Annotated in this window: 18 protein-coding genes; 8 read left to right on the top strand and 10 right to left on the bottom strand. The window is 71.4% G+C overall.

What is annotated here, in order from left to right:
• Positions 1 to 30: 30 nt before the first annotated feature.
• The 4 genes from rsgA to AC1DPN_RS16830 are packed head-to-tail and all read right to left on the bottom strand — an operon-like array spanning position 31 to position 3,477.
• A complete protein-coding gene (gene rsgA, locus AC1DPN_RS16845; RefSeq protein ID WP_477085923.1) occupies positions 31 to 1,107 on the bottom strand; it encodes a ribosome small subunit-dependent GTPase A in 1,077 nt (358 codons plus the stop codon).
• The gene (gene aroA, locus AC1DPN_RS16840) at positions 1,107 to 2,411 is read right to left on the bottom strand and encodes a 3-phosphoshikimate 1-carboxyvinyltransferase (RefSeq protein WP_477085922.1); all 1,305 of its coding nucleotides are present in this window, start codon (positions 2,409 to 2,411) and stop codon (positions 1,107 to 1,109) included. Before aroA ends, rsgA begins: the two co-directional genes overlap by 1 nt.
• Before the next feature lie 9 nt (positions 2,412 to 2,420).
• Positions 2,421 to 2,921, bottom strand: a complete 501-nt coding sequence (locus tag AC1DPN_RS16835; protein ID WP_477085921.1) for a DoxX family protein — start codon at positions 2,919 to 2,921, stop codon at positions 2,421 to 2,423.
• Positions 2,922 to 2,931: 10 nt separating this feature from the next.
• On the bottom strand, positions 2,932 to 3,477 hold the full coding sequence (locus AC1DPN_RS16830) for a ferritin (RefSeq protein WP_477085920.1): 546 nt from the start codon (positions 3,475 to 3,477) through the stop codon (positions 2,932 to 2,934).
• Positions 3,478 to 3,584: 107 nt separating this feature from the next.
• On the opposite strand from AC1DPN_RS16830, the gene AC1DPN_RS16825 reads away from it, so the two are divergent.
• Both AC1DPN_RS16825 and rsrA read left to right on the top strand, forming a co-directional pair.
• Positions 3,585 to 4,349, top strand: coding sequence for a sigma-70 family RNA polymerase sigma factor (locus tag AC1DPN_RS16825; protein WP_477085919.1), 765 nt, complete (start codon positions 3,585 to 3,587; stop codon positions 4,347 to 4,349).
• Positions 4,346 to 4,648 carry a mycothiol system anti-sigma-R factor gene (gene rsrA, locus AC1DPN_RS16820; RefSeq protein WP_477085918.1) on the top strand — a complete coding sequence of 101 codons (303 nt, stop codon included), beginning with the start codon at positions 4,346 to 4,348 and terminating at the stop codon, positions 4,646 to 4,648. The genes AC1DPN_RS16825 and rsrA overlap by 4 nt, the downstream gene beginning before the upstream one ends.
• A gap of 54 nt (positions 4,649 to 4,702) precedes the next feature.
• On the opposite strand, the gene AC1DPN_RS16815 is transcribed toward rsrA, so the two are convergent.
• Positions 4,703 to 4,777, bottom strand: a complete 75-nt coding sequence (locus tag AC1DPN_RS16815) for a 50S ribosomal protein bL37 (protein ID WP_155859599.1) — start codon at positions 4,775 to 4,777, stop codon at positions 4,703 to 4,705.
• 88 nt (positions 4,778 to 4,865) lie between these two features.
• On the opposite strand from AC1DPN_RS16815, the gene AC1DPN_RS16810 reads away from it, so the two are divergent.
• The 3 genes from AC1DPN_RS16810 (at position 4,866) to AC1DPN_RS16800 (ending at position 7,600) form a co-directional block, all read left to right on the top strand.
• Positions 4,866 to 6,026: a type IV pilus twitching motility protein PilT gene (locus tag AC1DPN_RS16810; protein WP_477085917.1), complete on the top strand. Its 1,161-nt coding sequence runs from the start codon at positions 4,866 to 4,868 to the stop codon at positions 6,024 to 6,026.
• Between the two features lie 141 nt (positions 6,027 to 6,167).
• On the top strand, positions 6,168 to 6,989 hold the full coding sequence (locus tag AC1DPN_RS16805) for a DUF4097 family beta strand repeat-containing protein (RefSeq protein ID WP_477085916.1): 822 nt from the start codon (positions 6,168 to 6,170) through the stop codon (positions 6,987 to 6,989).
• A 2-nt stretch (positions 6,990 to 6,991) separates the two neighbouring features.
• Positions 6,992 to 7,600 (top strand): PadR family transcriptional regulator, encoded by a 609-nt coding sequence (locus tag AC1DPN_RS16800; RefSeq protein ID WP_477086004.1) that lies wholly within the window; start codon positions 6,992 to 6,994, stop codon positions 7,598 to 7,600.
• A gap of 20 nt (positions 7,601 to 7,620) precedes the next feature.
• Here the strand turns inward: AC1DPN_RS16800 and AC1DPN_RS16795 are convergent, their stop codons facing one another.
• On the bottom strand, positions 7,621 to 8,220 hold the full coding sequence (locus AC1DPN_RS16795) for a GDSL-type esterase/lipase family protein (RefSeq protein ID WP_477085915.1): 600 nt from the start codon (positions 8,218 to 8,220) through the stop codon (positions 7,621 to 7,623).
• 145 nt (positions 8,221 to 8,365) lie between these two features.
• The gene (locus AC1DPN_RS16790) at positions 8,366 to 8,539 is read right to left on the bottom strand and encodes a hypothetical protein (protein WP_477085914.1); all 174 of its coding nucleotides are present in this window, start codon (positions 8,537 to 8,539) and stop codon (positions 8,366 to 8,368) included.
• A 93-nt stretch (positions 8,540 to 8,632) separates the two neighbouring features.
• On the opposite strand from AC1DPN_RS16790, the gene AC1DPN_RS16785 reads away from it, so the two are divergent.
• Positions 8,633 to 9,589 (top strand): GlxA family transcriptional regulator, encoded by a 957-nt coding sequence (locus tag AC1DPN_RS16785; RefSeq protein WP_477085913.1) that lies wholly within the window; start codon positions 8,633 to 8,635, stop codon positions 9,587 to 9,589.
• A gap of 49 nt (positions 9,590 to 9,638) precedes the next feature.
• Here AC1DPN_RS16785 and AC1DPN_RS16780 read toward each other — a convergent pair whose 3' ends face one another.
• From AC1DPN_RS16780 to AC1DPN_RS16770, 3 genes are all read right to left on the bottom strand, one after another.
• Positions 9,639 to 13,484: a multifunctional oxoglutarate decarboxylase/oxoglutarate dehydrogenase thiamine pyrophosphate-binding subunit/dihydrolipoyllysine-residue succinyltransferase subunit gene (locus tag AC1DPN_RS16780; protein ID WP_477085912.1), complete on the bottom strand. Its 3,846-nt coding sequence runs from the start codon at positions 13,482 to 13,484 to the stop codon at positions 9,639 to 9,641.
• A gap of 271 nt (positions 13,485 to 13,755) precedes the next feature.
• Positions 13,756 to 14,826 carry a HAMP domain-containing sensor histidine kinase gene (locus AC1DPN_RS16775; protein WP_477085911.1) on the bottom strand — a complete coding sequence of 357 codons (1,071 nt, stop codon included), beginning with the start codon at positions 14,824 to 14,826 and terminating at the stop codon, positions 13,756 to 13,758.
• Complete coding sequence (locus tag AC1DPN_RS16770) at positions 14,823 to 15,605, bottom strand: response regulator transcription factor (RefSeq protein ID WP_477085910.1); 783 nt, start codon at positions 15,603 to 15,605, stop codon at positions 14,823 to 14,825. The genes AC1DPN_RS16775 and AC1DPN_RS16770 overlap by 4 nt, the downstream gene beginning before the upstream one ends.
• Positions 15,606 to 15,850: 245 nt before the next feature.
• Between AC1DPN_RS16770 and AC1DPN_RS16765 the strand changes: the two genes are divergently transcribed.
• Positions 15,851 to 17,176, top strand: coding sequence for a hemolysin family protein (locus tag AC1DPN_RS16765; protein ID WP_477085909.1), 1,326 nt, complete (start codon positions 15,851 to 15,853; stop codon positions 17,174 to 17,176).
• Positions 17,173 to 18,216, top strand: a complete 1,044-nt coding sequence (locus AC1DPN_RS16760; RefSeq protein WP_477085908.1) for a hemolysin family protein — start codon at positions 17,173 to 17,175, stop codon at positions 18,214 to 18,216. Before AC1DPN_RS16765 ends, AC1DPN_RS16760 begins: the two co-directional genes overlap by 4 nt.
• Positions 18,217 to 18,275 lie beyond the last annotated feature (59 nt).

Genomic DNA, 18,275 nt, shown 5'->3' with positions numbered 1-18,275 from the left:
ACACGCTATCCGCTCGGCCATCCGCGCACGTCAGGGGCGCGCGGTCTCCCGCTGCTCGGGTTCAGCGGAGCCCAGTCGGCTGGCGAGCAGGCGCCGGAACGACTCGACGCGGGCGGCCCGTGCGGTCTGCGTGACCTCGTCCGGCGCGCCCTGCACCCACTCGTCGAGCGCACAGTCGGGCGCGTCGTCCGCGTGCGTGCAGCCGCGCGGACACTCCTGCGCGACCTCGGCCAGGTCGGCGAACGCGCCGAGCAGGTGCTGCGGGTCCACGTGCGCGAGCCCGAAGGAGCGCACACCGGGAGTGTCGATGACCCACGTGGGTTCGCGCGTCCCGGGCACCCGGAGCGCGACCGCGGAGCTGGACGTGTGCCGCCCACGACCGGTGACGTCGTTGACGACGCCGACCGCCCGTCCGGTGCCCGGCACCAGGGCGTTGACCAGCGTCGACTTGCCGACTCCCGAGTGGCCGACGAGCACGGACGTCCGCCCGTCGAGCGCCTCGCGGACCGCGTCGAGCCCGTCGATCACGCGGCCGTCCCCGCGGCTGCTGACGACCACCTGGACCCCGATCGGCGCATACATGTCGACGAGCGTCGCGGGGTCGGCCAGGTCCGCCTTGGTGAGCGCGAGCAGCGCGTCCATGCGGGCGTCGTACGCGGCGGCGACGCAGCGGTCGATCATGCGGGTGCGTGGCTCCGGGTCCGCCAGGGCGGTCACGATCACGAGCTGGTCGGCGTTGGCGACGATGATCCGCTCGACGGGGTCGGTGTCGTCGGCCGTGCGGCGCAGCACCGTCCGGCGCTCACCGATCCGCACGATCCGGGACAGCGACCCCTCGGCGCCGGACGTGTCGCCGACGATGTCGACCCGGTCGCCCGGCACGACGCGGTCCCGGCCCAGCTCACGGGCCTTCATCGCGATCGCGACGCGCTCGTCGGGACCGTCGGGGTCGACGAGGATCGCGTACCGCCCGCGGTCGACGGCGGTGACGAGGGCGACCTCGGCGTCCGCATGCTCGGGGCGCTGCTTGGTGCGTGGTCGCGAACCCTTGCCCGGACGGATGCGGACGTCCCGCTCGTCGTAGCGTCGTGTCCGCGGTTGATCCATCAGACCGGCGCCCGGGTCCCCAGGAGCATGTCCGACCAGAGTCCGACGAAGTCGGGGATCGTCTTGGCGGTCGTCGCGACGTCCTCGACCTCGATGCCCGGGACCCGCAGCCCGATCAGGGCGCCCGCCGTGGCCATCCGGTGGTCCTCGTACGTGCGCCACACGGTGCCGGACAGCGGCCGCGGCGTGATGACGAGACCGTCCGACGTCTGCTCGGCCTGCCCGCCCACGCGCGTGATCTCGGCCGCCAGAGCCGCGAGCCGGTCGGTCTCGTGGCCGCGCAGGTGCGCGATGCCGCGCAGTCGGGTGGGGGAGTCGGCCAGCGCGGCGAGCGCGGCGATGGTCGGGGCGATCTCGCCCGCGGCGTGCAGGTCGAGATCGACGCCGTGGATCGCGCCGGTCCCGCGGACGGTGAGCACGTCGCCGTCCAGGCTCGTCGTGGCGCCCATGCGCTCGAGGATCCCCGGCAGCAGACCGCCGGGCTGCGTGGTGTGCGTCGGCCAGCCGGGGACGCTCACCGAGCCGCCGGACACGAGCGCCGCGCACAGGAACGGGGCCGCGTTCGACAGGTCCGGCTCGACGCGCACGTCGCGGCCCCCGACCGGACCCGGCGCGATCTGCCAGATGGCGGGCCGCGAGTCGTCGACCGTGACCCCGGCCTCGCGCAGCAGGGCGACGGTCATCTCGATGTGCGGCAGGCTCGGCAGCGTTCGGCCGACGTGCCGGAGCGTCAGGCCGCGCTCGAACCGTGCGGCCGCGAGCAGCAACCCGGACACGAACTGGCTGGACTCCGACGCGTCGATGTCGACCTGGCCCCCGGCGAGCCGGCCGCGGCCGTGCACCGTGAACGGCAGGTGACCCGGCTCGCCGTGCTCCTCGACGCGGACGCCCAGGGCTGTCAGGGCGGTCAGCACCGGGCCCATCGGCCGGGCCAGCGCCGCGGTGTCACCCTCGAACCGGACCGGCCCGTCGGCGAGCGCGGCCACCGCCGGCAGGAACCGCATGACCGTCCCGGCCAGGCCGCAGTGGATCGTCGTACCACCGGTCAGCGCGCCGGGCGTGACCACCCAGTCGCTGCCGTCCTCGTCGACACGCGTGCCCACCGCGCCCAGCGCCGCCGCCATGAGCTTCGTGTCCCTCGACCGCAGCGCACCACGCAGGCGTCCGGGGGAGTCCGCGAGGGCCGCGAGCACGAGGTAGCGGTTGGTCAGGGACTTCGATCCGGGAACCTCGACCAGCGCGTCGAGAGGTCCGGCCGTGACCGGCGCAGACCAGAGGTCTGCGGAGGAGGGTGCGGAAGTCATGGCCTCAGGTTACTGGCCCTCCGACCGCTCCAGACGCGCTCGCTGCACCCTCCAGGCGATGCCCGGCCGCCCCTCGTAGTCGGCCGCCGCCAGCACGGCTCCCGCCGTGAACGCGAGCGCACGGACGAACCGCTCGCGCCGTGCGGCCCTCTCGGTCTTGCTCTCCGTGCCCCGCTTGCGGGGCAGGTTCACGAGGACCAGCGGCGCCGTGAGCGCGGCCAGCGCCAGGGCGGCCGTGCGGGGGGCCTTGTTGAGGGCGAGCAGGATGCCCGCCCCCGCGAGCGCTGCGCCGTGCACCTGGACCACGGTGGTCAGCTGGCGGTCGGTGAGCTCGTACCCGATCACCTCGCCTGCCGGCCCCTGGCGGACCGAGGAGGGCAGGCGACCGAGCAGCGTGGTCAGGGCGCCGCGAGCCTCGTCGGCGTGCGCGGACGGATGCCGCACGACGTCGAGGCCCTCGGAGATGAACCACGAGGCGAACAGCGGACGGGCGGCACGGCGCAGCAGCACGGGGGACTCCTTAGACAGCGCCGCCGGCGGCGGCCGGTGCGTCGGCGGACTCGCCGCCGTCACCGATCTGCTCACGGGCGACGTAGTTCTCGAGGTCGAACAGGTTGTCGCCGGCACGCGTGGCGACGGTCAGCAGCGTGGTCGCCGACGCGACCTCCTCCACCTGCTCCTTGAGGAACCAGAGCAGGAACTGCTCGCCCAGCGCATCGTTCTCGGCGCGGGCGGCCCGGAAGATCGCCTCGATCTGGGAGGTCACCTGCTGCTCCTGCGCGAGCGCCAGGGCGATCGGCTCGGTCACCTTGTCGAACGCGTTGCGCACGGCACTGCCGGCCGGGATCTCGACAGCGAGGTCTCGGTCGAGGAGGTAGCGCACGATCATCAGCGCGTGGTTGCGCTCCTCGAGGGCCTGTCGGTAGTAGTGCCTGGCCAGCTGCGGCAGGTCCTGGCCGTCGAACCAGACCGCGATCGCGACGTACTGCTGGTGGGCGTCGAACTCGTGGCCGATCTGCTCGCGCAGCAGCCGCAGGTAGGTGGAGTCGTCCGAGATGCTCGTCATGCCGCCACGCTAGTGCCGCTCACGCTCCTTGGCGACGTGTTCGCAGCACAGGACCGCAGGTGGGAGGGGTGGGGAATGACGCGCCGGCCTGGGCCGTTGTGCCTCGCATGACCTGCGCCACCCTCGAGACGCGTCCTGCCACGGCGACCCCGACCGGCTGGAACGTCGAGACCCCTCAGACGGCCCCTGTGGCGTGGCCCACGCCGGTCGGTGTGCCGACCCTCGCGGGGCTAGGCTCGACCGCGATGAGCGAGGACACCAATCGCGCCCCAGAGGCCGAGGACGACGCGGCCCGCACCGAGCGGTTCGAGGCCGAAGCGCTGGTCTACCTGGACCAGCTGTACGGCGCTGCCCTGCGCATGACGCGCAACCCGGCGGATGCCGAGGACCTCGTGCAGGAGACGTTCGCCAAGGCGTTCGCCGCGTTCCACCAGTACCGCCCGGGCACCAACCTCAAGGCGTGGCTGTACCGGATCCTGACCAACACGTACATCAACTCGTACCGCAAGAAGCAGCGCGAGCCGCAGCAGTCCCGCTCGGAGGAGATCGAGGACTGGCAGCTGGCGCGTGCCGAGTCGCACACGTCGGCGGGGCTGCGTTCCGCCGAGGCGGAGGCGCTCGACCACCTGCCGGACTCCGACGTGAAGGACGCGCTGCAGCGCATCCCCGAGGAGTTCCGCATCGCCGTGTACCTGGCGGACGTCGAGGGCTTTGCGTACAAGGAGATCGCGGAGATCATGGGAACGCCGATCGGGACCGTGATGTCCCGGCTGCACCGTGGGCGAGCCCAGCTCCGCGAGATGCTGTCGGACTACGCGCGTGGGCGCGGCCTCGTGGCCGCGGCCCCTACCACGCCGGAGGGTGGACGATGAGCGAGTGGGAAGAGCCGGCGACGCTGCCGGCCTCTGCACAGTCGGGCGCGTGCGGGAACAACTGCAACGACGCGCTCGACAGGCTGTGGGAGTACCTGGACGCCGAGCTGGAAGCCCCCGACTCCGAGGTCGTGCGTGCGCACCTCGCAGAGTGCCAAGGCTGCCTCGAGGAGTACGACGTCGAGGTCGTCGTGAAGAACCTCGTGCGCCGCGGCTGCCAGGAGATCGCGCCGGACACGCTGCGCGTACGGATCCACGAGCAGCTGACGGTCATGCGGGTGACGAGCACGCTCGACTGACCCGAACACAGAAAAGGCCCGGTGCGTCGCACCGGGCCTTTCATGTGTGAACCGTCAGGCGTTCGGACGGTTGCCGTGGTTCGCGGCGCTGCCCTTGCGGGAACGGCGCTTGCGGCCTCGCTTGCTCATGGGATCTTCCTTCGTCGAAAAGAATGCTGGGTGTCGGCGAGGTGGTACGTAGAGCGTGCTGCACGCCGGACTCGCTCCATGATCCCACATGTCGTGCACGAGCTCGTACGGTGGACGCCGGATCCTCAAGTCCGAGGACGACTCGGCCGATATCTCCCGGGTGAGCCAGCCGACACAGTCCGTGATCCCGTTCCTGCACGCCCTTGCGAGCACGGGCGGATCCGACCTGCACTGCAAGGTCGGCTCCGCGCCCCGCGTCCGCGTGGACGGCCGACTGCGCAAGCTGCAGGTCCCTGACCTGAAGCCGGCAGACACCGAGCGCATGCTCGAGGAGGTCATCCCCGACGACCTGGTGGACCACTTCCGCACGAACCACGAGGCGGACTTCGCGTACTCGATCCCCGGCGTCGGCCGGTTCCGGGTCAACGCGTACCAGGCCCGTGGCACGTACGGCATGGTGTTCCGACGCGTCGCCGTCGGCGCTCAGTCGCTCGGCGACCTGGCGCTCCCCGAGGTCGTCGGTCAGCTGGCCCTCGAGCCCCGCGGTCTGGTGCTCGTGACGGGACCCACCGGTTCGGGCAAGACGACGACGCTCGCGTCGATGGTCGACCTCATCAACACCTACAAAGAGGTCAACATCGTCACGATCGAGGACCCGATCGAGATCCTGCACCAGGACAAGAAGGCGATCGTCTCCCAGCGTGAGGTCCGCCAGGACACCGCCGACTTCACCGTGGCGCTGCGTGCCGCGATGCGGCAGGACCCCGACGTCATCCTCGTCGGTGAGATGCGTGACGTGGAGACCGTCCGTGCGGCCCTGTCCGCCGCCGAGACCGGTCACCTCGTCCTCTCGACGCTGCACACCATCGACGCCGCCGAGACGATCAACCGCATCATCGACTTCTTCCCGCCGCACGAGCAGAAGCAGGTCCGCATCGCTCTCGCGCAGTCTCTGCGCGGGATCGTCTCGCAGCGTCTGGTGCGACTGGCCGACGGTGCCGGGCGCCGCCCCGCCATCGAGGTCATGGTCAACACCGGGCGCACCAAGGAAGCGATCCTCGACCCGTCCGAGGCGCCCCCGCTCATCGACCTCATCCGCGACGGCGACTTCTACAAGATGCAGACGTTCGACCAGCACCTGTTCCAGCTGGTCCGCGACAACGTCATCACCCTCGAAGAGGCCATGGGCGCGTCGACCAGCCCGCACGACCTCACGGTCGAGCTGCGCCAGGCCGGCCTGGTCAGCTGACCGTCTGACTTCCAGGAGGAGCCCGGGACCCTATCGGTCCCGGGCTCCTTCCGTGAGCCCGGGATGCTTCCGCTTGCCAGACGACCAGACGCGATATAACGTGTTTCTCAGAACGAGATATATCGCGAATGGAGAGGCATCATGGCAACAGAGTCCTGGGTCGTCGCCGGGCCGCAGATCATCGAGATCGAGGCCATCACCAAGCTGCAGGTCCAGCTCGTCGGCGGGCGAGTGGACGTCGTCGCGCACGACGGACCGGGTGCACGCGTCGAGGTGCACGCGGTCGACGGGCGACCGCTCGAGATCACGCTGTCGGACGGGGAGCTGCGTGTCGGCTACCAGTTCACGCTCGGCGGATGGGAGGGCTTCATCGAGAAGTTCCGCAACTTCGGCGGCAAGGACAAGGCCGACGTGCACATCGCCGTCCCGCGCGAGGTGCGGGCCAGGCTGGGCACGGTGAGCGCCGACGGTCTGCTCGCGGGTGTCGTGGAAGACGCCTCGGTGTCGACCGTGTCCGGCACGCTCATCACCGACGGCACCAGCGGCCGCCTGGGTGCCAAGACGGTGTCGGGCGAGATCGTCGTCCGGGACCACCGCGGCGACCTCAAGCTGAACTCGGTCTCGGGGGAGCTCGCCGCCTCCGGTGAGCTGAGCCTCGTGCAGGCCAACTCCGTGTCCGGCGCCGTGACGCTGGACATCCACTCCGGCACGTCGAGCGTCACCGCGTCGACCGTCTCGGGCGACGTGACCGTCCGGCTGCCGCAGGGCAAGGGTGTGCAGGTCAAGGCGCAGTCGGTGTCCGGGCGCTTCGTCGTCGACGGCGAGGAGTACAAGGGCTCGTCACCGGGTCAGCGCAGGGTCGACCTGCGCAACGGGGACGGCGCCTGCTTCGTCTCGGCCACCACCGTGTCCGGCCACGTGACCGTGCTGCGCGGCTCGGGCGTCGCGGACGGGGTCTCCTGATGATGGCGCCGGTGTTCGCTCACGGTCAGCTGCGGCTGTACCTGCTGTCGCTGCTCGAGTCCGGCCCCAAGCACGGCTACGAGCTGATCACCGATCTGTCCGACCGGTTCGGGGGCACCTACCGGCCGAGCCCCGGCACGGTCTACCCGCGTCTGGCCCGGTTGGAGGAGGAGGGCCTCGTCGTGCGTGTCGACGAGGAGCGTAAGAGCACGTACGCGCTCACCGACGCCGGCCGCGCGGAGCTCGAGGCGCGCCGGGGGGACCTGGCCTCGCTCGAGGAGGGCATCGCCGAGTCGGTCCGTGAGCGGGCTGCGCAGGTGCGCGACGACGTCAGCGGCTCGATGCGTGGGCTGCGTGCGGACCTTGCGGCGGCCGCCCAGCGCGCCCGCGCCGAGGCGGTCCCGCACACGGGTCCCGTGCCGACCGACAACCGCACGGCGTCCCACGTCCGGTGGGCCGACGCCGAGGTGCTGGTGCAGCGGTTCCGCGACGAGGTCCGCACCGAGCTCCGCAAGGCGGACGCGCTGGGCAAGGTCGAGCAGCTCACCGTCGACACTCTGCGGACCGTGCTCGACACCGCCCTGACGGCGGTCCGGGGGACGCTGCGGTGAGCCTCTGGGACCGCTGGTGGTCAGGCGTTGTCGTCCGGCAGTCCCAGCCAGGAGTGCCACCCGGTGTGCAGCACCAGCCACGCCATGAGTCCGTAGCCGGCCTGCCCGGGCAGCGTCCCGTCGCCGGCGGCCAGGTCGCCGAGCCACTGGTCGTGCGCGGCGAGCGGGGTGAACGTGTCGACGAACGGCACGCGTCGTCGGGTGGCGACGTCGGCGAAAGCCGCTGACAGGTCGCCGAGCTTCTCGCCGTCGGCCGTGCTGCCGGGCGGCGGGCCGACGACGAACGCCGGGATCCGGCGCTGGTCGGCCACGTCGAGGATGTTCGCGAGGTTGAGCCGGCTCCGCGCGAGCGAGAGTCCCGCGGCGACGTCGGCCCGCCCGAGCGCGATGACGAGGCGGTTGTCGGCCTCGGGGGAGAAGCGGCGCGTGACCTCGTCGTCCCACCGGGCGCCGAGGGCGGTGGAGGTCTCGCCGGGAACCGCGAGGGCCATGGTGATCATCGGGTCGGCGGTCGGTGTGCGAGCGGCGACCCTGCCCAGCCAGCCGAGCCCCTTCGGGTCGCCTGCGCCGGCCACCAGCTCGTCGCCGACCACCGCCAACCTCAGCGGCAGCTCGCCCACGTGTGTCACCTCTCGTCGCCCGACCGGTCGCGCGACCGTCGCCGACGACCGCGTCCCCAGTGTCTCAGGGGACCGCGACGAGGCCCGGTTCATCGCCGGGCCTGTCGCGGGTGAGCGGTGAGCCGACCTCGGTGACTGGTGGCAGTCAGTGCGAGGCGGAGAACGGGTGGCTGGGCAGGCCGGACGAGGCGTCTGCCCAGTCGGCGTGCGACGACGGCGGCGGGTTGGTCCCGATGCCGTCGCGTCGGAGCGTGACGACGAGACGGCTGACCAGCCAGGCTGCGGCGATGAGTGCGAGGACGATCCAGAAGGTGGTCATGGCAGAAAGTCTCCGCCCGGGTACTTCGTGCCACGAGTGGCAGAAGTGCCTCACATCGTTGACTTTCTGCCACAGCTTTCGGATGCTGGTGACATGCTCCGATCCGTCGCCGCCATCGTCCTGCCGAACGTCGCCCCCTTCGAGCTCGGGGTCGCCTGCGAGGTCTTCGGGATCGACCGCTCGGACACCGGCGGCCCGACGTTCGACTTCGTGGTGTGCGGCGTGGAGCCCGGCACGGTCTCGACCAAGGGGGGCCAGTACTCCATCACGGTCGACCACGGCCTGGAGGCCACCGCAGACGTCGACCTCGTGATCGTGCCGGCGTACGGGGACGACCGTCCCGTGCCCGAACCTGTGCTCGAGGCCCTGCGCGCCGCGCACGCCCGGGGTGCGTGGGTGCTGAGCATCTGCAGCGGCGCGTTCGCGCTCGGTGAGGCAGGGCTGCTGGACGGCCGCCGGTGCACCACGCACTGGATGCACAGCGCGAACCTCACGCGGCACTTCCCGGCTGCTCGGGTCGACCCGTCGGTGCTCTACGTCGACGACGACCGCGTGATCACCAGCGCGGGAACGGCCGCCGGGATCGACGCGTGCCTGCACCTCGTGCGTCGCGAGCTCGGCGCCGCGGCCGCCTCGGCGGTCGCCCGACGGATGGTCGTCCCGCCGCACCGCGACGGCGGGCAGGCGCAGTTCGTCGACACGCCCCTGCCGTGCGACGCCGACACCCTCGCACCGCTGCTGGCCTGGATGATGGACAACCTCGAGACGGAGCTGGCGGTGCCGGACCTGGCCGCGCGGGCGTTCGTCTCGGAACGCACGTTCGCCCGCCGGTTCCGCGCGGAGACGGGCACGACGCCCGCCGCGTGGGTCACGCGGCAGCGCGTGGTCCGTGCGCAGGAGATGCTCGAGCGCTCGGACGCGAGCATCGAGGAGATCGCCCGGCTGTGCGGCTTCGGGACCGCCGCCGTGCTCCGGCACCACTTCGCCCGCACGCTGGGCACGAGCCCGCAGGCCTACCGGCGCACCTTCGCGCTCAGCCCGGTCGGCTGAAGACGCGAGAACGGCCGCACCCGTCGGGTGCGGCCGTTCACATCGTGCGTCAGCGCTGGAAGGCGGCCTCGACGAGCGCGGCCTGCTGCGCCTGGTGCTTCTTGGCGGACCCGGCGGCCGGCGACGCCGACTCCTTGCGCGAGATGACGCGCAGGGTCCTGCCGAGCAGCTGCGGCAGGTGCATCGACAGGAACGTCCACGGGCCCTGGTTGCCCGGCTCGTCCTGCACCCAGACCAGCTCGGCGTTCTCGTACGGCGCGATCGCCGCGCGGGCGGCCGCACCGTCGAGCGGGTAGAGCTGCTCGAGCCGGACGATCGCGGTGCTCTCGTCGCCCGACTTCACGCGCTCGGCGAGCAGGTCCCAGTAGACCTTGCCCGAGCAGAACAGCACCCGGTCGACCTGCCCGGCCTTCGCGGCGGCGAGGTCGTCGCCGATCACGGTGCGGAACGTGCCCGAGGTGAAGTCCTCGATCGCCGACGACGCGGCCTTGAGGCGCAGCATCGACTTCGGGGTGAACACCACGAGCGGCTTGCGCGGGCGGTCGTAGGCCTGGCGACGCAGCAGGTGGAAGTGCGACGCCGGGGTCGACGGCTGCGCGATGACCATGTTGTCCTCGGCCGCGAGCTGCAGGAACCGCTCGATGCGGGCCGACGAGTGGTCGGGTCCCTGGCCCTCGTAGCCGTGCGGGAGGAGCAGGACGACCGACGAGCTCTGTGCCCACTTCTGCTCGGCGGACGAGATGAACTCGTCGGTGATCGTCTGGGCGCCGTTGACGAAGTCGCCGAACTGGGCCTCCCAGATGACCAGCGCGTCGGGGCGCTCGACCGAGTAGCCGTACTCGAAGCCGAGGCACGCGTACTCGGACAGCGAGGAGTCGTAGACCCAGAACTTCGCCTGGTCGGCGGACAGGTAGAGCAGGGGCGTCCACTCGGCACCGGTCTCGCGGTCGTGCATCACCGCGTGGCGCTGCACGAACGTCCCGCGACGCGAGTCCTGGCCGGCCAGCCGGACGGGGGTGCCCTCGAGCAGCAGCGAACCGAAGGCGAGCAGCTCGCCGTAGCCCCAGTCGATGCCACCGTCGCGCGTCATCTGCTCGCGCTTGGCCAGCAGCTGCGCGAGCTTCGGGTGGACGGTGAAGCCCTCCGGCGGACGCGTGTGCGCCCGCCCGATGCGCTCCAGGGTGCGGGCGTCGACGGCGGTCTTCCAACCGACCATGACGCCGGCGTCCTCGAGCTGCGACTCCGGACGCTCGAGGCCCTTGACGGCCTCGGCAGGCGGCGCGTAGCCGTCGTCCCGCGTCTCGGCGAACACCCGCTCGAGCTGGTTCTGGTAGTCCTGCAGCGCCTGCTCGGCGTCGGCGATCGTGAGGTCACCGCGTGCGACGAGGGTCTCGGTGTAGAGCTTGCGCACCGAGCGCTTGGCCTCGATCAGGTTGTACATGAGCGGCTGCGTCATCGACGGGTCGTCGCCCTCGTTGTGACCGCGTCGGCGGTAGCAGACCATGTCGATGATGACGTCGCGGTCGAACTGCTCGCGGTACTCGAACGCGAGCTCGGCCACCCGGACGCACGCCTCGGGGTCGTCGCCGTTCACGTGGAAGATCGGCACCTGCAGGCCCTTGGCCACGTCGGTCGCGTACTGCGAGGAGCGCGACGACGACGGACCGGTGGTGAAGCCGACCTGGTTGTTGATGATCACGTGGATCGTGCCGCCGGTGCGGTACCCGCGCAGCTGCGCGAGGTTGAGCGTCTCGAACACGACGCCCTGGCCCGCGAACGCCGCGTCACCGTGGATGAGGATCGGCAGCACGGAGAAGCCGTCGCCACCCAGGTCGATGCGGTCCTGCTTGGCGCGCACGATGCCCTCGAGCACCGGGTTCACGGCCTCGAGGTGCGACGGATTCGCGGCGAGGTACACCGACGTGGTCGCGCCGGACTCCGCAGTGAACGTGCCCTCGGTGCCCAGGTGGTACTTCACGTCGCCCGAGCCCTGGACCGACTTGGGGTCCTGGTTGCCCTCGAACTCGCGGAAGATCTGCGCGTAGGACTTGCCGGCGATGTTGGCCAGGATGTTCAGACGGCCGCGGTGCGCCATGCCGATGCCGACCTCGTCGAGACCGTTGTCGGCCGCCTTCGACAGGATCGCGTCGAGCAGCGCGATGACGGACTCGCCACCCTCGAGCGAGAACCGCTTCTGACCGACGTACTTGGTCTGCAGGAACGTCTCGAACGCCTCGGCCGCGTTGAGGCGGCGCAGGATGCGCAGCTGGTCCTCACGGGGCGTGCGCGTGTACCCGGACTCCAGGCGCTCCTGCAGCCAGCGGCGCTGCCGCGGGTCCTGCAGGTGCATGTACTCGCTGCCGACCGTGCGGCAGTAGGAGTCGCGCAGCAGACCGAGGACCTCGCGCAGCTTGGCGCGGGGCTTGCCGCCGAAGCCGCCGACGGGGAACGTGCGGTCCAGGTCCCACAGCGTCAGGCCGTGAGTCTGCACGTCCAGGTCGGGGTGCTTGCGCTGGCGGTAGGCCAGCGGGTCGGTGTCGGCCATGAGGTGGCCGCGCGACCGGTAGGAGTGGATGAGCTCGGCGATGCGGGCCGGCTTGATGGCCTCGGCGTCCGCGTCGGCGGACTCGCGCACCCAGCGCACGGGCTCGTACGGCACGCGGATCGCCGCGAACACGCGGTCGTAGAACCCGTCCTCGCCGAGCAGCTTGCGGCCGATGATGCGCAGGAAGTCGCCCGACTGGGCGCCCTGGATGATCCGGTGGTCGTACGTCGAGGTGAGCGTCAGCACCTTGGAGACGCCCATCTTGTTCAGCGCCTCCTCGGAGGTGCCCGCGAACTCCGCCGGGTAGTCCATGGCACCGACGCCGACGATCGTGCCCTGCCCCTGCATCAGGCGGGGGACCGAGTGCACGGTGCCGATGGTGCCCGGGTTCGTCAGCGAGATCGTCGTGCCCGCGAAGTCGTCGACCGCGAGCTTGTTGCCGCGCGCACGGCGCACGACGTCCTCGTACGCGGCCCAGAAGCCGGCGAAGTCGAGCGTCTCGCACTTCTTGATCGCCGGGACCAGCAGCTGACGCGTGCCGTCCGGCTTGGCCAGGTCGATCGCGATGCCGACGTTGACGTGCGCCGGGGTCAGGATGCCGGGCTTGTCACCGTCGATCTGCGTGTAGGAGGCGTTCATCGCCGGCATCTCGGCCAGCGCCTCGACCATCGCGTAGCCGATCAGGTGCGTGAACGAGATCTTGCCGCCGCGCCCGCGGGCGAGGTGGTTGTTGATGACGATCCGGTTGTCGACCATCAGCTTCGCCGGCACCGCGCGGACCGAGGTTGCCGTCGGCACCTCGAGCGAGGCCTCCATGTTGGTGACGACGCGGGCGGCCGGGCCGCGGAGCTTCTGGATGTCGTCGGTCGCCTCGGCTGCGTCGTCCTCGGAGTGCGCGCGCCGAGCGACCTGCGCGTACGGCGCGGTCGACGGCTGGGCCGTCGCGATCGGGGAGGTCGTGGCGGGGGGCTCGACGAACGACACGGGCGCCGCAGACGCGGCGGGGGCCGCGGGCGCCGGGCTGGCCGGTGCAGCGTGCGCGCCCTGCGGTCGGGCCGGCGGGATCTGCGCAGGTGCGACGAGCGGGTTGGGCCGGGTCGTCATGGGCCGCGCGGCGGGTGCAGCTGTGCCGTTGGTCGGTGCCGGCTGCTGGGCCTGCGGCCGGCCGTTGGTGGGCGGGGTCGCGCCGTTCGTGGCGGTCTCGTCAGGCTTGTAGCCCTCGAAGAAGTCCCACCACGCGGGGTCCACCGCGTTCTTGTCCTGCAGGTACTGCTCGTACAGCTCGTCGACGAGCCACTCGTTCGCACCGAAGACGGCGCGCGCCGAGTCCGGATCGGCCTTCTGGGTCACGCTGGGATCGCCCACTTCCGCTGCGGTCCGAGACCGCGACTTTGCTGGTTCAGATGCTCATTCTGTCGATAACAACACTACGGCCTGCACGCCTCGCGACCTGCTTCAGGAGGCCCTTCTGGACCGGATCCGCAGCTGTCTTCACCTCGCCGACACAGCCGGGTCAACGTGGGGCAACGGGGCAGTTCGGGGGACCTCAAGGCGAGGTTGTCGGCGGCCCTGCGAGGTCATGGTTGTGCTGGTCCGCACGAAGGACGCGAACCGGGACGGATCACCCCTGCTTGCCGGGCAGCGTGACCCGCATCGTGCAGCCGACGTCGGAGTCGGCGACCTCGATGCGCCCGCCGTGCAGGTCGACCGCCCAGCGCACGATCGCGAGGCCCAGCCCGGTCCCGCCCGTAGACCCCTGACCGGTCAGGGCAGGGCTGTTCCCACGCACGAACCGCTCGAACACGTGGGCCCGCTGGTCCCGTGCGATGCCCGGGCCATGGTCGATCACGTCGATCCTGACGTCGCCCCCGACCAGCGAGGCCTCGAGACGGACCTCGGCGTTCTCGGGGGAGTGGCGGACCGCGTTGTGCAGCAGGTTCGCGACGACCTGGTGCAGCCGGTCCGGGTCGGCGGGGACCCGCAGGTCGTCCGGTACGACGACGACCGGGAACCGCAGGTGCTTGGCCGCGCCGACGAGCATGGCGCCCTCGGCGGCCTCCTCGAGGAACTCGCGCAGGGGCAGGTCGGTGATCTCCAGCGTCACGTCGCCGGCCTCGAGCCGCGAGAGGTCGAGCAGGTACGTCACGAGCCGGCCGAGGCGCTCGGTCTGGGCGAGCGCGGCCTGCATCGTCACCGGGTCCGCCTCGCTGACGCCGTCGACGATGTTCTCCAGCTGCGCCTGCAGCGCCGTCACCGGGGTGCGCAGCTCGTGCGAGACGTTGGCGACGAGCTCGCGACGGAACGTGTCCGCCTGCTCCAGGTCGTCGGCCATCGTGTTGAAGGCGTTCGCGAGCTGGCCGACCTCGTCCATGCTCGTCGCCTGCACGCGCTGGCTGTAGTCGCCCGAGGCCATCCTCCGCGTCGCGTACGTCATCTCCCGCAGCGGCGAGGTCATCCCGCGAGCCAGGAACTGCGTCACGACGAGAGAGACGATGATCGCCAGAGGCAGGGTGCGCGACGGGCCGAGCGCGAAGTAGGTCAGGCCGATCCAGGTCACGAACGCGGCCAGCGCGACCGTGGCCGCGACGAGGATCCCGAGCTTGATCTTGATCGAGCGGAACCGGTCGAGCGGTCGGACGTCGGGGATCCGCGAGCGACTGAGCTCGCCCCGCACGTGCCGCGGTGCGCTCACGCGCCCTGGGTCGCGGGGCCGGTGTCGCTGGAGCCCTGCTCGATCGGCTCGAACGCGTACCCGACGCCGTGCACGGTGCGGATCAGGTCCGGGCCGAGCTTGCGGCGCAGCGCCTTGATGTGCGAGTCGACGGTGCGGGTGCCGCTCGCGTCCACCCAGTCCCAGACCTCGGCGAGCAGGCGCTCGCGGGTCAGGACCGTGCGCGGCGAGGCGGCGAGCGCGAGCAGCAGGTCGAACTCGGTAGGCGTCAGGTGCACCTCGGTGTCGCCGCGCGTGACGCGTCGCTGGGCACGGTCGACGGTGACGTCGCCGAACTCCAGCGGGGGCTCGGGCTGGTCGGCAGCGGCCATCTCGACGGCGCGTGCGGCGCGCTCGGTCCGTCGCAGCAGCGCCTTCGTCCGCGCCACCAGCTCGCGCATGGAGAACGGCTTCGTCATGTAGTCGTCGGCGCCGACGCCCAGCCCGATCAGCATGTCGGTCTCGTCGTCGCGGGCCGTGAGCATGAGGACGGGCACCGGCCGCTCCGCCTGGATCCGCCGGCAGACCTCGAGCCCGTCGATGCCGGGCAGCATCACGTCGAGGACGACGACGTCGGGTCGGAGGCGCGACGCGGCCGCGACTCCCGCGAGCCCGTCACCGGCCGACTCGACCGTCCAGCCCTCGGCAGAGAGTCGGTGCACGATCGCCTGGGCGATCGCCGGTTCGTCCTCGACGACGAGGACGGTCGTCCCGCCACCAGCACCGGGCGCCGTCGTCGGCCCACCGCTCAGGTTCACCATGTCGCCAGCGTGGCACAGGGTGGCAGGAAAAACCTGCGCGACCTGCACGACCTGCGCTCCCGGCCCTGCGTGACCCGAGAGTGCCCCCGTATGATGTGGCGCACCATGAGCAGCTCAAGTAGCTGCCGGCGTCTCCATCGGCTCAGACCCGTCGAAGACCATGCCGGCCACCTCTCCCGTCTTCCCCCCTGTCATCCCAACGCCGACCTGCGGGTCGGCGTTGCCCGTACTCCACGGACCGCCGCGTGATCGGCGAGTGGCTCCTGGTCGGCCTGGGCATCCTGCTCACCCTGGGCACGGCCGTGTTCGTCGCCAGCGAGTTCTCCCTGGTGACGCTCGACCCCGGCGTCGTCGAGAAGCAGACGTCCCCCGACGACCGCCGCAGCCAGTCCGTGCTCAAGGCGTTGCGACGGTTGTCGACCGAGCTGTCGGGCGCCCAGGTGGGCATCACGCTGACCACGGTCCTGCTCGGCTACACCACCCAGCCGGCCGTGGCACGCCTCCTGCGGCTCCCGCTGCAGGACTCGGCGCTCGGGCAGGCGGTCGGCGGTGTGGTTGCGGCGCTCCTGGCGATCATCGTGGTGAACGGGTTCTCGATGGTCGTCGGCGAGCTGATCCCGAAGAACCTCGCGATCAGCAAGCCGCTCAGCACCGCGCGCGCGGTCGCACCCCTGCAGCGGGCGTTCACGAGCGCGCTGCGGCCGCTCATCACGTTTTTCAACGGCAGCGCCAACGCCCTCCTGCGCCGGGTCGGCGTCGAGCCGCGCGAGGAGCTGTCCGGCGGCAGGTCGCCGCAGGAGCTGGCCGCCCTCGTCCGGCGGTCCGCCGAGGTGGGCACGCTGGACGAGTCGACGGCCACCCTGCTGACCAACTCGATCGACTTCACCACCCTGACCGCCGTCGACGTCATGACCGACCGGCTGCGGCTCGTCGTGGTCGGGCGCGGTGACTCCGCCGCCGACGTGATCGACCTCTCCCGGCGCACGGGTCACTCGCGCTTCCCGGTCATCGGCGACGACAGCGACGACATCGTCGGGCTCGTTCACCTGCGTCGAGCGATCGCGGTGCCGTACGAGCGCCGGGCCGACGTCCCCGCGGGCGCGCTCATGGTCGAGGCGCCCCAGGTCCCCGAGACCGTGCACCTCGGCCCCCTGCTCGTCGGCCTGCGCGAGCAGGGGCTGCAGATGGCCGTCGTGGTCGACGAGTACGGCGGCACGTCGGGAGTCGTCACACTCGAGGACGTCGTCGAGGAGCTCGTCGGCGAGGTCTCGGACGAGCACGACCGGCGCCGGGCCGGCGCCGCTCGCACCGAGGACGGCTCGTGGCTCCTGCCGGGCGTGACGCGACCCGACGAGCTGGCGGAGACCACCGGCTTGGAGGTCCCGGCCGAGGGGCCCTACGAGACGCTCGGCGGGCTGCTGATGTACGTGCTCGGCCGCATCCCCGAGGAGGGCGACGAGATCGTCGTCGACGGCGTGCGGCTCCAGGTCGACGCCATGGCGGGCCGGCGCGTCGAACGCGTCCGCGTCACCGAGGCGGCCCCCGTCGCTGACGAGGAGGACGACCGATGAGCGCCGGGGTGGCCTTCGCGCTCGCGGTCCTGCTCCTGGCGGCCAACGCGTTCTTCGTCGGCGCGGAGTTCGCCATCATCTCCGCGCGACGCTCGTCGATCGAGCCTTTGGCGCGCGCGGGAAACCGCCGTGCGAGCACGGTCCTGTGGGCGATGGAGCACGTGTCGCTCATGCTCGCGTGCGCGCAGCTCGGCATCACCGTCTGCTCGACGAGCCTCGGCGTCGTCGCCGAGCCGGCGATCGCGCACCTCATCGCCGAGCCCCTCGAGTCGTGGGGCGTGAGCCCGGAGATGACCCACGCGATCGCGTTCGTCGTCGCCCTGGGGATCGTCGTCTACCTGCACGTGGTGCTCGGCGAGATGGTGCCGAAGAACCTCGCGGTCGCCGGTCCCGAACGCGCCGTGCTCATGTTCGGCCCGCCGCTGGTGTGGGTCGCCCGTGTGGTCCGGCCCGTCATCGCGGCGCTCAACTGGATCGCGAACCACACCCTGCGCCTCTTCGGCGTCGAGCCCAAGGACGAGGTGTCGTCGGCGTTCACCGCCCAGGAGGTGCACTCGATCGTCGAGCGCTCGCGGGCCGAGGGGCTGCTGGACGACGCGCAGGGGCTGCTCACGGGTGCGATCGAGTTCTCGGACCGGACCGCCGGCGACGTGATGCTCGCGCCTGACGCGCTGATCACCGTGAGCCAGGGGAGCACGCCCGAGGAGATCGAGCGGCTCGTGGCCAAGACGGGGTTCAGCCGGTTCCCGGTGCTCGACCCCGACGGTGTCCCGACCGGGTACGTGCACCTCAAGGACGTCCTGTACGCGCAGGAGGGCGAGCGTTCACTCCCCGTGCCCGGGTGGCGCGTCCGGCCGCTCGCCGTCGTCGCGCCGGGGGACGAGGTGGAGGACGCGCTGACCGCCATGCAGCGTTCGGGCTCGCACGTCGCGCGGGTCGAGGACGACGGCACGACCGTCGGGGTGGTGTTCCTCGAGGACATCCTCGAGGAGCTGGTCGGGGAGGTCCGGGACGCGATGCAGCGTGAGCAGCTCACCTGATCGCAGGCAATTCGGGCGGGTCGCGCAGCGTGTTGCCCGAATTGTCCCGATACCCGGAC

Source organism: Cellulomonas sp. P4_H4 (assembly GCF_056400865.1).
The sequence above is the reverse complement of the archived record's forward strand: the minus strand, read 5'-3'. Positions and strand labels throughout refer to the sequence as shown.

What these genes read in the sequence shown, in the direction of transcription:
- rsgA (WP_477085923.1), bottom strand. Translation starts at nt 1,107, where the DNA reads ATGGATCAACCGCGGACACGACGCTACGACGAGCGGGACGTCCGCATC.
- aroA (WP_477085922.1), bottom strand. Translation starts at nt 2,411, where the DNA reads ATGACTTCCGCACCCTCCTCCGCAGACCTCTGGTCTGCGCCGGTCACG.
- AC1DPN_RS16830 (WP_477085920.1), bottom strand. Translation starts at nt 3,477, where the DNA reads ATGACGAGCATCTCGGACGACTCCACCTACCTGCGGCTGCTGCGCGAG.
- AC1DPN_RS16825 (WP_477085919.1), top strand. Translation starts at nt 3,585, where the DNA reads ATGACCTGCGCCACCCTCGAGACGCGTCCTGCCACGGCGACCCCGACC.
- rsrA (WP_477085918.1), top strand. Translation starts at nt 4,346, where the DNA reads ATGAGCGAGTGGGAAGAGCCGGCGACGCTGCCGGCCTCTGCACAGTCG.
- AC1DPN_RS16810 (WP_477085917.1), top strand. Translation starts at nt 4,866, where the DNA reads ATGTCGTGCACGAGCTCGTACGGTGGACGCCGGATCCTCAAGTCCGAG.
- AC1DPN_RS16805 (WP_477085916.1), top strand. Translation starts at nt 6,168, where the DNA reads ATGGCAACAGAGTCCTGGGTCGTCGCCGGGCCGCAGATCATCGAGATC.
- AC1DPN_RS16800 (WP_477086004.1), top strand. Translation starts at nt 6,992, where the DNA reads ATGGCGCCGGTGTTCGCTCACGGTCAGCTGCGGCTGTACCTGCTGTCG.
- AC1DPN_RS16790 (WP_477085914.1), bottom strand. Translation starts at nt 8,539, where the DNA reads ATGACCACCTTCTGGATCGTCCTCGCACTCATCGCCGCAGCCTGGCTG.
- AC1DPN_RS16785 (WP_477085913.1), top strand. Translation starts at nt 8,633, where the DNA reads ATGCTCCGATCCGTCGCCGCCATCGTCCTGCCGAACGTCGCCCCCTTC.
- AC1DPN_RS16770 (WP_477085910.1), bottom strand. Translation starts at nt 15,605, where the DNA reads ATGGTGAACCTGAGCGGTGGGCCGACGACGGCGCCCGGTGCTGGTGGC.
- AC1DPN_RS16760 (WP_477085908.1), top strand. Translation starts at nt 17,173, where the DNA reads ATGAGCGCCGGGGTGGCCTTCGCGCTCGCGGTCCTGCTCCTGGCGGCC.